The sequence below is a fragment of the Pseudomonas sp. LBUM1678 genome, from assembly GCF_059695575.1.
In genome coordinates, this window is the sequence record NZ_CP166775.1 from 6193818 (window position 1) to 6208112 (window position 14295).

Below are 14295 nucleotides of genomic sequence, written 5' to 3' on the forward strand. Positions count from 1 at the left end.
CCGCGGGCAGATGGCACGCAGGAAGCCCGGACTAATAAGATGGCATTGAAATCCCCCGCGTTTCGTAAAAAATTTCCGTTGTTGGTTACCGGCAGTCTGCTGGCCCTGCAACCTCTAGCCACTTCATTCGTGGTCGCCGCGGAACAGTATGACTGCTCAGTCTCTGCTTCGGGTGCCTGGGACTGTGCGCCAAAAGCGCCAGCGGCGGCATTGCCACCGCGTCCCGTCCATGACGGCAGCGCAGTTTCCGCCACCGGCGAACCTGCGACCGAGAGTGGCACCAGCGAAGACACCGGCGCCAAGCCTGTGCTGGTTACCGAGTCCAAAGGCCGCGGCCTGAAGTCGCGTAGTGCAGACTACAGTCACCTCGACTGGGTTCCGCGCGAGAACCTCACGGCGGCGCAACTGGCCGAGACCGGTCCTTACTGCTCTGGTTCCTATATCGAACCGATTCGTCCTGGCATGAATGACAAGACGGATAAAAGTGACGCCCCGACCTTTATCGGCGCGAAAGCCTCCCGCTATAAGCAGGAAGAGCAAGTCGCGACCCTGGCCGGTGACGTGGTCATGCGCCAGGGCAGCATGCAGGTCGAAGCCGACGAAGCGAATCTTTACCAGGCCGAGAGCCGTGGTGAACTGAGCGGTAACGTGCGCATTCGCGACAACGGCGCGCTGATCGTGGGCGACCACGCCGACGTGCAGCTCGATACCGGTGAAGCCAAGGTCGATAACGCCGAATACGTGATGCACAAATCCCGTATCCGCGGTAACGCGCTGTACGCCAAACGTGCCGAAAACGCGATCATCCGCCTCAAGGATGGTACGTACACCACGTGCGAACCGAACAGCAACGCCTGGCAGCTCAAGGGCAACAACATCACCTTGAACCCGGCGACCGGCTTCGGTACCGCAACCAACGTGACTCTGCGGGTCAAGGACATTCCTGTCCTGTACACGCCGTACATCTATTTCCCGATCGATGACCGTCGCCAGTCCGGCTTCCTGCCGCCGACTATCGGCACCGGCAGCGATACCGGCTTCATGCTGGTCACACCGTATTACTTCAACCTGGCGCCGAATTACGACGCCACGTTGTATCCGCGTTACATGAGCAAGCATGGCTTGCTGATGGAAGGCGAATTCCGCTACCTGACCAAGTCCAGCGAAGGTCAGCTCGGTGCTGCGTACCTCAACGACGAGGACACCGAACGCAGCGGGCAGACCGACTACCAGAAAAACCGCTACATGTATAACTGGCAGCACAAGGGTGGTCTGGATTCGCGGGTACTGACGCAAGTCGACTACACCAAGATCAGCGATCCGTATTACTTTCAGGATCTGCAGACTGACCAGATCGGCGTGAAAAGCGCTGACTACGTTAACCAGCAGGGTTCCGTTACGTACCGCGGTGATAGCTATACCGCTCGCCTGAACGCTCAGGCTCTTCAGCTGGCGACCGTTTCCAACATCACGCCATATGACCGTTTGCCGCAGATTACTTTCAACGGCCAACTGCCTACTCACCCAGGCGGGTTGAATTTCGACTACGAAACAGAAGTCGTGCGGTTTGATCGTGACCTGAAAAACGGCACCTTCACTGATGAAGACGGCACTGTGTCTCCACGCTTGGACACAAACGTTTTCGGGTTGGCCCGCGCAAACGGTGATCGCCTGAATGTCGCCCCGGTTGTCAGCTATCCGATGAATGCCAGCTATGGTTTCCTGAAGCCATCCTTGAAGTACCAGTACACACAGTACCAACTGGATCTGGACAGCAAGGGTAAAGCCGACATTGCTTCGCAGAATGCGGAACAAGACAAGCTCAACGGTACCTTCGGCACCAACCAGAGCCGTGGCGTGCCGATCGCAAGCATCGACAGCGGCCTGTATTTCGATCGCAACACCCAATGGTTCGGCAAGAACTATCGCCAGACCCTTGAGCCGCGCCTGTACTACCTCTATGTCCCAGAGAAGGATCAGGAAGACATTCCTGTTTTCGACACCGGCGAAAACACCTTCAACTACGCGTCGCTGTTCCGTGACAATCGTTTCTCCGGCTCCGACCGCGTTGGCGACGAGAACAAACTGTCGCTGGGCATAACCAACCGCTGGATCGAAGACAACGGTTTCGAGCGTCAACGTATCAGCGTCGGCCAGGCCTTGTACTTCAAGGACCGCGAAGTCCAGTTGCCGGGTATCGATGCAAAAACCCGCGACGACGCGCATTCCAACGTTTCACCGTATGCGCTGGAATACGAGTATCGCTGGAACCGCGACTGGCGCACCACGGCCGACTACAACTGGGATCCGGACAGCCGCAGCCCTCGCTCGGGCAGCGCGATGTTCCACTACCAGCCTGAAGACAACCCGAACAAGGTCATCAACGCCGGCTATCGCTATCGCAATGACCAGGTTCGTTACGACCAGAACACCGGCAAGTGGTCCGTTGGCGGTGGTGACTACGGCACCCCGGGTCAGCCTGGCTATGTGAAGGATTACTACAAAATCCAACAGCACGACTTCTCGGTAATCTGGCCGATCGTGCCGCAATGGAACGCTATCAGCCGCTGGCAGTACGACTACAACCGCAACCGTACCCTGGAAGCCTTCGGTGGTTTCGAGTACGACAACTGCTGCTGGAAACTGCGCCTGATCAACCGTTACTGGGTTTCGTATGACGAATTCAGTCAGAACGCCCCGGAAAACGAAAAAGGCGACCATGGCATCTTCCTACAAATCGTTCTGAAGGGTCTCGGCGGCCTCACCGGCGCCAAAGTAGAGAGCTTCCTCGACAAAGGCATCCAAGGTTATCGTGAACGTGAAGACCAAGCTTTCTGATTGTTTGCGCCCGCTAGTGCTGGGCGCGCTGTTCCTGGGTACCGCGGCCAACGCCGCGGTACAGTCCATCGATAAAGTGGTGGCCATTGTCGACAACGACGTGGTCATGCAGAGCCAACTGGACCAGCGTGTTCATGAAGTTCAGCAAACCATCGCCAAACGCGGCGCTGCAGTGCCGCCGGCCGGCGTGCTGGATCAGCAGGTGCTTGAGCGCCTGATCGTCGAAAACCTGCAACTGCAGATCGGCGAGCGTTCCGGCATCCGTATTACCGATGAAGAACTGAACCAGGCTGTCGGCACCATTGCCCAGCGCAATAACATGTCGATTGAACAATTCCGTGCTGCGCTGACCCGCGACGGCCTCTCTTACGAGGACGCCCGGGAGCAGATCCGCCGCGAAATGATCATCAGCCGTGTGCGCCAGCGTCGTGTGGCCGAGCGCATCCAGGTTTCCGAGCAGGAAGTGAAGAACTTCCTCGCTTCCGACCTCGGCAAGATGCAGCTGTCTGAAGAATTCCGTCTGGCCAACATCCTGATTCCTACGCCGGAAAGCGCCAACTCCGATGCGATTCAGAATGCTGCCAAACAAGCGGACGCGGTCTACCAGCAACTCAAGCAAGGCGCTGACTTCGGTCAGTTGGCAATCGCCAAATCCGCCAGCGAAACCGCACTGGAAGGTGGCGACATGGGCTGGCGTAAAGCCGCTCAACTGCCACCTCCGTTCGATCGCATGCTGAGCACCATGACCGTTGGCGACATTACCCAGCCAATGCGCACGCCGGGCGGCTTCATTATCCTGAAGATCCTCGACAAGCGTGGCGGTGAGACCCAGACCCGTGACGAAGTGCACGTGCGTCATATCCTGGTCAAACCTAGCCCGATCCGTGACGAAGCAAAAACCAAAGCCCTGGCTGAATCCCTCTACACCCGAATCGAAGCGGGCGAAGATTTCAGCGAACTGGCGAAAAGCTTCTCGGAAGATCCGGGTTCCGCCCTCAACGGTGGCGACCTGAACTGGATCGACCCGAACGCATTGGTGCCCGAATTCCGCGAAGTGATGGCCAAGACCCCGCAAGGTCAGCTGTCCAAGCCGTTCCAGACCCAATACGGCTGGCACGTTCTGGAAGTCCTTGGCCGTCGCGCCACCGACAGCACCAACCAGGCCCGTGAGCAGCAAGCAATGACCGTACTGCGTAACCGCAAATACGACGAAGAGCTGCAAACCTGGCTGCGTCAGATCCGTGACGAAGCGTACGTAGAGATCAAACTCCCTGGTGCAGACCAGGCAGCGCAGTGAAACCCAAGCGTTTCGCGCTGACACCCGGCGAACCAGCCGGCATAGGTCCTGACCTGTGCCTGCTGCTCGCCTCGCAAGCCCAGCCACACCCCCTGATTGCCATTACCAGCCGTGACCTGCTCCTCGAGCGGGCCGCGCAGCTGGGCGTGGTCGTCGATTTGCTCCCGGTTGCACCCGACAGCTGGCCGGATGTTCCAGCACCCGCCAACAGTCTGTATGTCTGGGATACCCCGCTGAATGCACCGGTCACCGCCGGGCAACTGGACAAGGCCAATGCGGCTTTCGTTCTGGAAACCCTGACCCGTGCGGGCCAAGGCTGCCTCGACGGGCATTTCGCCGGCATGATCACCGCACCCGTGCACAAGGGCGTGATCAATGAATCCGGAATTGCCTTCTCCGGGCACACCGAATTTCTCGCTGACCTGACCCATACCGCGCAAGTGGTGATGATGCTTGCCACCCGCGGCTTGCGCGTGGCGCTGGTCACCACCCACCTGCCCCTTCGGGAGATTGCCGACGCGATCACGCCGGAGCGTCTGGAACGGGTCACACGTATTCTGCACGCAGACCTGCAACAAAAGTTCGGCATCGCCCAGCCACGGATTCTGGTTTGCGGGCTCAACCCGCATGCCGGTGAAGGCGGACACCTGGGCCATGAAGAAATCGACATCATCGAACCTACATTAGAGCGCCTGCGCGGTGAGGGCATGGACCTTCGTGGCCCCCTGCCCGCCGACACTCTGTTTACCCCCAAATATCTGGAGCACTGCGACGCGGTGCTGGCGATGTACCACGACCAGGGCCTGCCTGTGCTGAAATACAAAGGCTTCGGCGCGGCAGTCAACGTGACCCTGGGCTTGCCGATCATCCGCACGTCGGTCGACCATGGCACTGCCCTGGATCTGGCCGGCAGCGGCAAAATCGACACCGGCAGCCTGCAAGTCGCCCTGGAAACCGCCTACCAGATGGCCGAGACCCGTTTATGACCGAGCATTACCAACACCGGGCGCGCAAGCGCTTCGGCCAGAACTTTCTGCACGATGCGGGCGTTATCGACCGCATCCTGCGCTCCATCCACGCCAAGCCCGAAGACCGCCTGCTGGAAATCGGCCCGGGCCAGGGTGCATTGACCCAAGGCCTGCTGGGCAGCGGCGCGCAGCTGGACGTGGTGGAGCTGGACAAAGACCTGATCCCGATCCTCAATCAGCAGTTCGCCGGCAAGAGCAACTTCAACCTGCATCAGGGTGACGCGCTGAAGTTCGACTTCAACAGCCTGAACGCAGCACCCGGCAGCCTTCGGGTTGTAGGCAACCTGCCGTACAACATCTCTACGCCGCTGATCTTTCACTTGCTGCATAACGCCAGCCTGATACGCGACATGCACTTCATGCTGCAAAAGGAAGTCGTCGAGCGCATGGCGGCAGGTCCTGGCGGCGGTGACTGGGGTCGCCTGTCGATCATGGTTCAGTATCACTGCCGGGTTGAGCATCTGTTCAACGTTGGCCCGGGCGCGTTCAATCCGCCTCCGAAAGTCGATTCGGCCATCGTGCGCCTGGTGCCACACGCGGTGCTGCCGCACCCGGCCAAGGATCACAAGCTGCTGGAACGCGTCGTGCGCGAAGCCTTCAACCAGCGCCGCAAGACCCTGCGCAACACCCTCAAATTGCTGCTGAGCAATGACGAAATCACCGCCGCCGGTGTCGACGGCAGCCTTCGTCCAGAGCAGCTCGACCTCGCCGCTTTCGTGCGCCTGGCCGACAAGCTCAGCGAACAAGTCCCGCACACACCCGCCGTCGACTGACAGGCGACGAGCGTGATCGGGTAGGACACCAGCGCCCATGTCTGGTTTACTACCCGATACTTGGCCTAGACTGAACTCAATCAGCTACGCCCCGCGTCCCGCTTCGTTTTTAAGGCCTCTTGCATGTCCGATCCTCGTTATCAGGTCGACGTCAGCGTCGTCACCCGCTATCTGGCAGAACAATCGCAACCCGAGCACAACCGCTTTGCCTTCGCCTACACCATTACCGTGCACAACAATGGCGAGCTGCCGGCCAAACTGCTGTCGCGGCACTGGGTGATCACCGATGGTGACGGGCATGTCGAGGAGGTCAAGGGTGCAGGTGTCGTGGGCTTGCAGCCATTGATCCAGGCCGGTGAAAACCACACCTACAGCAGCGGCACCGTCATGACCACCAAGGTCGGCACGATGCAAGGCACTTATGCGATGGTCGCCGACGACGGCAAACATTTTGACGCCGTCATCGCTCCCTTCCGCCTGGCGGTGCCCGGAGCCCTGCACTGATGGCGACGTACGCCGTCGGCGACCTTCAAGGCTGCCTTGAGCCGCTGCAATGCCTGCTCAAACAAGTCGCCTTCGACCCAGCAAAGGATCGTCTGTGGCTGGTGGGCGATCTGGTCAACCGTGGCCCGCAGTCGCTTGCAACCTTGCGCTTCCTCTATAGCATTCGCGAATCGCTGGTGTGCGTGCTCGGCAACCATGACCTGCACTTGCTGGCGGCCGGGCAGAACATCGAACGCCTGAAGAAAGCCGACACCCTGCGCGAGATTCTTGACGCACCCGATTGCCCGGAACTGCTGGAGTGGATGCGTCAGCAAAAGCTCATGCACTACGACGAACAGCGCAACATCGCCCTGGTCCACGCCGGCATCCCGCCACAGTGGTCGCTGCGCAAAGCCTTGAAATGCGCAGCAGAAGTCGAAGAAGCCCTGCGCGATGACAACCGCTTCCCGGCCTACCTTGACGGCATGTACGGCAACGAACCGGTGAAATGGGATAACGACCTCAAAGGCGTGACCCGTCTGCGCGTGATCACCAACTATTTCACCCGCATGCGTTTCTGTACCAGCGAGGGCAAACTCGACCTCAAGGGCAAGGAAGGCATCGATACCGCCCTGCCGGGTTATGCGCCATGGTTCAAGCACAAGGATCGCAAGACCAAGGGCCTGAGGATCATCTTCGGTCATTGGGCGGCCCTTGAAGGCCAGTGTGATGAGCCAGGCGTCTTCGCGCTCGACACCGGGTGTGTCTGGGGCGGCTCCATGACCCTGATGAACGTCGATACCGGTGAACGCCTGCTGTGCAAATGCGACGAACATGGCCACACCTTACCGCCAGTCGCCCCCTCCATCCCCGAACAAACGTCAGCCAGCGCCCAGCGCTAGACTGCGCTTTCAGCCGAGCCACAGGAGCCCGCCATGAGCGAATTCAAACGCATCCCCCCAGAACAGGCACAAGCCCTGCGTGAACAAGGCGCAGTGGTGGTCGATGTCCGCGATCCTGCTACCTATGCCGCGCTGCACATCAGCGGCTCGAAGCACCTGGACAATCATTCTCTGCATGCCTTCATTCAGGCTGCCGATCTGGATGCACCCACCGTGGTGGTCTGCTATCACGGCAATTCCAGCCAGGGCGCCGCCGCTTACCTGATCAGCCAGGGCTTCTCCGACGTGTACAGCATGGATGGCGGTTTTGAGCTGTGGCGTACGACTTATCCTGCGGAAACGGCGCAAGGCACGTCCGAATAATTTTTTTGTAACGTGCAAGCCCCGGCCCCCGCGGGCTCGCGCGGTGGCAGACGAACGGTCTGCCACAACTAATTACGTATCTCGCCTTTACCTCCCGAATTCCCAACTATCCTTAAGCGCAGGCCATCCAAAACAGGGGAGAGCCGGTACACCGGCGCGCGGGTCATCGGGAGTAGCTTTCGGGGTAGTCAGCTCCGAAAGAGTTCTGGGGGGTAAACAGCAACTGCATATCCGGTTGCTGCCAGCATCGACTGAATGATCCGGCGTCGGCTCCACGTATCGAGCGAGGTGACGTCATGAGTATCTTTAGCCACTTCCAACAACGCTTCGAGTCCACACGCCAGGAAGAACTCTCGCTGCAAGAGTATCTTGAGCTGTGCAAACAGGACCGCAGCGCCTACGCCTCCGCCGCCGAGCGTTTATTGCTGGCCATCGGAGAACCGGAGCTGCTCGACACCTCGGCCAACTCGAGACTGTCGCGAATCTTCTCCAACAAGGTAATCCGCCGCTATCCGGCCTTTGAAGACTTCCACGGGATGGAAGAATGCATTGACCAGATCGTGTCGTATTTCCGCCATGCCGCTCAGGGCCTGGAAGAGAAGAAACAAATCCTCTATCTGCTCGGCCCCGTCGGTGGCGGTAAATCGTCCCTGGCCGAGAAGCTGAAACAGCTGATCGAGAAAGTGCCCTTCTACGCCATCAAGGGTTCGCCGGTATTCGAGTCGCCGCTGGGTCTGTTCAACGCCACTGAAGATGGCGCGATCCTCGAAGAAGACTTCGGTATTCCGCGGCGCTACCTCAATACCATCATGTCGCCATGGGCCACCAAGCGCCTGGCCGAATTCGGCGGCGACATCAGCCAGTTCCGCGTGGTGAAACTCTATCCGTCGATCCTCAATCAGATCGCGGTGGCCAAGACCGAACCGGGCGATGAGAACAACCAGGACATCTCGGCGCTGGTGGGTAAGGTCGATATCCGCAAACTGGAGGAATACCCACAGAACGACGCCGATGCCTACAGCTATTCGGGCGCGCTGTGCCGGGCCAACCAGGGCTTGATGGAATTCGTCGAAATGTTCAAGGCGCCGATCAAGGTGCTGCACCCATTGCTGACCGCCACCCAGGAAGGTAACTACAACAGTACCGAAGGCCTCGGGGCGATTCCGTTTACCGGGATCCTGCTGGCTCACTCCAACGAATCGGAATGGCACACCTTCCGTAACAACAAGAACAACGAAGCCTTCATCGACCGGATCTACATCGTCAAAGTGCCGTACTGCCTCCGGGTCAGCGACGAAGTGAAGATCTATGACAAGCTTCTGTTCAACAGCTCCCTGGCCAAGGCTCACTGCGCGCCCGACACCCTGAAAATGCTCGCCCAGTTCACCGTGCTCTCACGCCTCAAGGAGCCGGAAAACTCCAACATCTACTCCAAGATGCGTGTGTATGACGGCGAGAACCTCAAGGACACCGACCCGAAAGCCAAGTCGATCCAGGAATACCGCGACAACGCCGGTGTAGACGAAGGCATGAACGGTCTGTCGACCCGGTTTGCGTTCAAGATCCTGTCGAAGGTCTTCAACTTTGATCCGCACGAGATCGCCGCCAACCCGGTGCACTTGCTCTACGTGCTGGAACAACAGATCGAACAGGAACAATTCCAGGCCGAGACCCGCGAACGGTATCTGCGCTTCCTCAAGGAGTACCTGGCACCGCGTTATATCGAATTCATCGGCAAGGAGATCCAGACTGCCTACCTCGAGTCTTACAGCGAGTACGGCCAGAACATCTTCGATCGCTACGTGCTGTACGCCGACTTCTGGATTCAGGATCAGGAGTACCGCGATCCAGAGACCGGCGAAATCCTCAACCGCGTCGCGCTGAACGAAGAGCTTGAGAAAATTGAAAAACCGGCCGGCATCAGTAATCCGAAGGATTTCCGCAACGAAATCGTCAACTTCGTCTTGCGCGCCCGGGCTAACAACAATGGCAAGAACCCGACCTGGCTCAGCTACGAAAAACTGCGGGTGGTCATCGAGAAGAAAATGTTCTCCAACACCGAGGATCTCCTGCCGGTCATCAGCTTCAATGCCAAGGCCAGCAAAGAGGACCAGCAGAAGCACAACGACTTCGTCACACGGATGGTCGAGCGGGGCTACACCGACAAACAGGTACGACTGCTGTCCGAGTGGTACCTGCGGGTCAGAAAATCACAGTAACCCGCTGCCGGTCAGACCGGTTGTCGTCAGCCAGAGACCTGTGTGCGCTTTTTCTGTTACACAGGCCTCTGGAAGGTGTTCGAAAGTTGGAAGCGAGGTTCAGGCAGCATCCAAAGCGCTTGGGGGAGCGTGAACATCCCTTGGCACTCGGCACGATGCTGCATAACCGCTCGCCCCTTTCAGGACAGCTTCTAAGGAGCAGTCATGAGCTATGTGATCGACCGACGTCTCAATGGCAAGAACAAGAGCACGGTGAACCGTCAGCGGTTTCTGCGGCGATATCGTGATCACATCAAGAAAGCCGTCGAAGAGGCGGTCAGTCGGCGTTCCATTACCGATATGGAACACGGCGAACAGATCAGCATCCCTGGCCGCGACATCGACGAGCCGGTGCTTCACCACGGACGCGGTGGCAAGCAGACGGTCGTGCACCCCGGCAACAAGGAATTCACCAGCGGCGAGCACATCGCACGCCCACCTGGAGGTGGCGGCGGCAGAGGTCCGGGCAAGGCCGGCAACTCGGGCGAAGGGATGGACGAATTCGTCTTCCAGATCACCCAGGAAGAATTTCTCGAATTCATGTTCGAGGACCTCGAGCTGCCGAACCTGGTCAAGCGCAACCTGACCGGGACCGACACCTTCAAGACCGTGCGCGCGGGGATCAGCAACGAAGGCAACCCGTCGCGAATCAACATCATCCGAACTCTGCGCTCAGCCCATGCCCGGCGAATCGCACTGTCCGGCAGCAGCCGGGCAAAATTGCGCGAAGCCAAAGAGGAACTGCTGCGACTAAAGCGGGATGAACCGGATAACTTCGGCGATATTCAGGAAATCGAAGCTGAAATCGAAAAACTCAGTGCGCGTATCCACCGCGTACCTTTTCTCGATACCTTTGACCTCAAGTACAACCTGCTCATCAAGCAGCCGAACCCAAGCTCCAAAGCGGTGATGTTCTGCCTGATGGACGTGTCCGGCTCCATGACCCAGGCGACCAAGGACATCGCCAAGCGCTTCTTCATCCTGCTGTACCTGTTTCTCAAGCGTAACTACGACAAGATCGACGTCGTGTTCATCCGCCACCACACCAGCGCCCGCGAAGTGGATGAGGAAGAGTTCTTTTACTCCCGGGAAACCGGCGGCACCATCGTCTCCAGCGCCTTGAAACTGATGCAGGAGATCATGGCCGAGCGTTATCCGAGCAATGAGTGGAACATCTACGCGGCCCAGGCGTCCGACGGCGACAACTGGAACGACGACTCGCCGATCTGCCGCGATATTCTGATCAACCAGATCATGCCGTTCGTGCAGTACTACACTTACGTTGAGATTACCCCGCGCGAACATCAGGCTTTGTGGTTCGAGTACGAGCGCATTGCCGAAGCCTTCTCTGACACTTTTGCCCAGCAGCAACTGGTCTCGGCCGGGGATATCTATCCGGTCTTCCGTGAACTCTTCCAGCGCAGGTTAGTGACATGACCGCCAAAGAGCAGAAGCGCCACCCCATTTCCACCGGTTCCGAGTGGACGTTCGAGCTGATCCAGGCTTACGACAAAGAAATCAGTCGTCTGGCGGCTCGTTATGCCCTGGATACCTATCCCAACCAGATTGAAGTGATCACCGCCGAGCAGATGATGGACGCCTACGCCTCCGTCGGCATGCCGCTGGGTTATCACCATTGGTCCTACGGCAAACACTTCCTCAGCACCGAGAAGTCTTACAGCCGTGGGCAGATGGGGCTGGCCTACGAGATCGTGATCAACTCCGACCCGTGCATCGCCTATTTGATGGAAGAAAACACCATTTGCATGCAGGCGCTGGTCGTCGCCCATGCCTGCTACGGGCACAACAGCTTTTTCAAAGGCAACTACCTGTTCCGCACCTGGACTGATGCTAGTTCGATCATCGATTACCTGGTCTTCGCCAAGCAGTACATCATGCAGTGCGAAGAGCGCCACGGTATCGATGCGGTGGAAGACCTGCTGGATTCCTGCCACGCATTGATGAACTACGGGGTCGATCGCTACAAACGCCCGTACCCTATATCGGCTGAAGAAGAACGCCGTCGGCAGAAGGATCGGGAAGAGCATTTGCAGAAACAGATCAACGATCTGTGGCGGACCATTCCAAAAGGCGCGGACAAGTACAGCGACAAGGACAACGCCCGCTTCCCCGCCGAACCTCAGGAAAATATCCTGTACTTCATCGAAAAACATGCCCCGCTGCTGGAACCGTGGCAGCGGGAAATCGTCCGGATCGTGCGCAAGATCGCCCAGTATTTCTACCCGCAACGCCAGACCCAGGTGATGAACGAAGGCTGGGCCACGTTCTGGCACTACACGCTGATGAACGACCTGTATGACGAAGGGCTGGTCACCGACGGCTTCATGATGGAGTTTCTGACATCCCACACCAGCGTGGTCTATCAACCCGGCTTCGATAGCCCCTACTACAACGGCATCAACCCCTACACCCTGGGTTTTGCCATGTACCGGGACATCCGGCGCATGTGTGAACACCCAACCGAAGAGGACTACCGCTGGTTCCCCGAGATTGCTGGCACCGACTGGCTGTCGAGCATCAAATTCGCCATGAGCAGCTTCAAGGATGAGAGTTTCATCCTCCAATACCTGTCACCCCAAGTGATCCGCGACCTGAAACTGTTCAGCATTCTCGATGACGACCAGAAGGACGATCTGCTGGTGCCGGCGATTCACGATGAGCCGGGCTACCGGATCATCCGTGAAACCCTGGCGGCCCAGTACAACCTCGGCAATCGCGAACCCAACGTGCAGATCTACAGCATCGATCGGCGCGGCGACCGCTCTCTGACCCTGCGTCATCAGCAACATGACCGCAAACCGCTGGGCGAGTCCACCGAGGAGGTGCTCAAACACCTGCATCGCCTCTGGGGCTTCGACATTCACCTGGAAACCCTGCAAGGCGACCAGGTGATGAAAGTCCATCACGTCCCCCCCAGAAGTGAACATGCCGAAGGGGATTACGGCCGGTTGGACCTGGCCGTCATCCATCTTTGATCCTGTTTCTGCCTCCGGAAGTTCGACGCAAAGGTTATTCTGTCGGGCTAACGGAGGTTTTTTATGCGGATTTATAAAGTTGGCGGTGCGGTACGCGATCGCCTGCTGGGCAAGCCAGTCACCGATATCGACTGGGTCGTGGTCGGTGCCACCACCGAAGAAATGCTCGCCAAGGGCTATCGCCCCGTGGGTGCTGACTTCCCGGTATTTCTTCATCCCAAGAGCGGTGAGGAATACGCCCTCGCCCGCACCGAACGCAAAAGTGGCCGCGGTTACGGCGGCTTCACCTTTCACGCCAGCCCCGAAGTCACCCTCGAAGAAGACCTGATCCGTCGCGACCTGACGATCAACGCCATGGCCGAAGACGATCAACAGAACCTGACCGATCCGTACCACGGCCAGCGCGATCTTGAAGCTCGCGTACTTCGTCACGTTTCCCCCGCGTTCGCCGAAGATCCGCTCCGTGTTTTGCGCGTTGCACGCTTCGCTGCCCGCTATGCCGGGTTGGGTTTCACTGTCGCGCCTGAAACACTGGAGCTCATGCGTCAACTCAGCGAGTCAGGCGAACTGGAGGCGTTGACTGCGGAACGCAGCTGGAAAGAGATTTCCCGTGCGCTGATGGAAGATCAGCCACAGGTGTTCATCGAAGTGCTTCGTGAATGTGGCGCGCTCAAGGTGTTGATGCCGGAAGTCGACGCCCTGTTTGGCGTGCCACAACCGGAAGTCCATCACCCGGAGATCGACACTGGCGTGCACACCTTGAGCGTGCTCGAGCAAGCGGCGTTGCACAAACAACCGCTGACAGTGCGCTGGGCGTGCCTGCTGCATGATCTGGGCAAAGGATTGACCCCCGAGGAGGAATGGCCACGCCACATCGCCCATGAACACATGGGCCTGAAGCTGATCAAAGCGGTCAATGAACGCTTCAAGGCGCCGAAGGATTGTCAGGAACTGGCCTTGCTGGTGGGCCAATATCACACCCATGGCCACCGCGCCCTGGAGTTGAAACCCTCGACTTTGCTGGAGTTGTTGCAGAGTTTTGACGTTTACCGTCGGCCTCAGCGATTTGAAGAGTTCATTGCGGCGTGTGAGATGGATGCGCGGGGCCGGAAAGGTCTAGAGCAGAGAAGTTATCCACAGGCGCACTATTTGCGCGGGGCGGCAACTGCGGCCCGGAGTGTGGCGGTACAGCCGTTGCTGGAGAAGGGATTCAAGGGGCCGGAGCTGGGTGAGGCGATCAAACGTGAGCGGCTCAAGGCGCTGAAGGTTTACAAAGAGGCGGAGTCTGGCTGAAAAGCTTCGCGGGCAAGCCTCGCTCCTACAGGATCGCTGCAAAACCTGTGGGAGCGGGCTTGCT

General features: G+C 58.6%; 11 protein-coding genes. All 11 read left to right on the plus strand.

Features of this window, described 5'->3' with window-relative positions; translation table 11 throughout:
• The first annotated feature begins 39 nt into the window (after positions 1–39).
• Positions 40–2838, plus strand: coding sequence for an LPS-assembly protein LptD (locus ACA070_RS28280; protein WP_497449181.1), 2799 nt, complete (start codon positions 40–42; stop codon positions 2836–2838).
• A complete protein-coding gene (gene surA, locus ACA070_RS28285; protein WP_497449182.1) occupies positions 2819–4135 on the plus strand; it encodes a peptidylprolyl isomerase SurA in 1317 nt (438 codons plus the stop codon). Before ACA070_RS28280 ends, surA begins: the two co-directional genes overlap by 20 nt.
• Complete coding sequence (gene pdxA / locus ACA070_RS28290; RefSeq protein ID WP_497449183.1) at positions 4132–5121, plus strand: 4-hydroxythreonine-4-phosphate dehydrogenase PdxA; 990 nt, start codon at positions 4132–4134, stop codon at positions 5119–5121. The genes surA and pdxA overlap by 4 nt, the downstream gene beginning before the upstream one ends.
• On the plus strand, positions 5118–5936 hold the full coding sequence (rsmA, locus tag ACA070_RS28295; RefSeq protein WP_497449184.1) for a 16S rRNA (adenine(1518)-N(6)/adenine(1519)-N(6))-dimethyltransferase RsmA: 819 nt from the start codon (positions 5118–5120) through the stop codon (positions 5934–5936). Before pdxA ends, rsmA begins: the two co-directional genes overlap by 4 nt.
• 123 nt (positions 5937–6059) lie before the next feature.
• A complete protein-coding gene (apaG, locus tag ACA070_RS28300; RefSeq protein WP_497449185.1) occupies positions 6060–6440 on the plus strand; it encodes a Co2+/Mg2+ efflux facilitator ApaG/CorD in 381 nt (126 codons plus the stop codon).
• Entirely contained in the window at positions 6440–7321 is an 882-nt protein-coding gene (locus tag ACA070_RS28305) for a symmetrical bis(5'-nucleosyl)-tetraphosphatase (RefSeq protein WP_497449186.1), read from the plus strand. Before apaG ends, ACA070_RS28305 begins: the two co-directional genes overlap by 1 nt.
• A gap of 33 nt (positions 7322–7354) precedes the next feature.
• Positions 7355–7684 carry a thiosulfate sulfurtransferase GlpE gene (gene glpE, locus ACA070_RS28310; RefSeq protein ID WP_010467161.1) on the plus strand — a complete coding sequence of 110 codons (330 nt, stop codon included), beginning with the start codon at positions 7355–7357 and terminating at the stop codon, positions 7682–7684.
• 296 nt (positions 7685–7980) lie between these two features.
• Complete coding sequence (locus ACA070_RS28315; protein WP_140671623.1) at positions 7981–9903, plus strand: PrkA family serine protein kinase; 1923 nt, start codon at positions 7981–7983, stop codon at positions 9901–9903.
• 204 nt (positions 9904–10107) lie between these two features.
• Positions 10108–11379: a YeaH/YhbH family protein gene (locus ACA070_RS28320; RefSeq protein ID WP_010467159.1), complete on the plus strand. Its 1272-nt coding sequence runs from the start codon at positions 10108–10110 to the stop codon at positions 11377–11379.
• The gene (locus ACA070_RS28325; RefSeq protein WP_497449187.1) at positions 11376–12938 is read left to right on the plus strand and encodes a SpoVR family protein; all 1563 of its coding nucleotides are present in this window, start codon (positions 11376–11378) and stop codon (positions 12936–12938) included. Before ACA070_RS28320 ends, ACA070_RS28325 begins: the two co-directional genes overlap by 4 nt.
• 63 nt (positions 12939–13001) lie before the next feature.
• Complete coding sequence (locus tag ACA070_RS28330) at positions 13002–14231, plus strand: multifunctional CCA addition/repair protein (RefSeq protein ID WP_497449188.1); 1230 nt, start codon at positions 13002–13004, stop codon at positions 14229–14231.
• Positions 14232–14295: the final 64 nt, after the last annotated feature.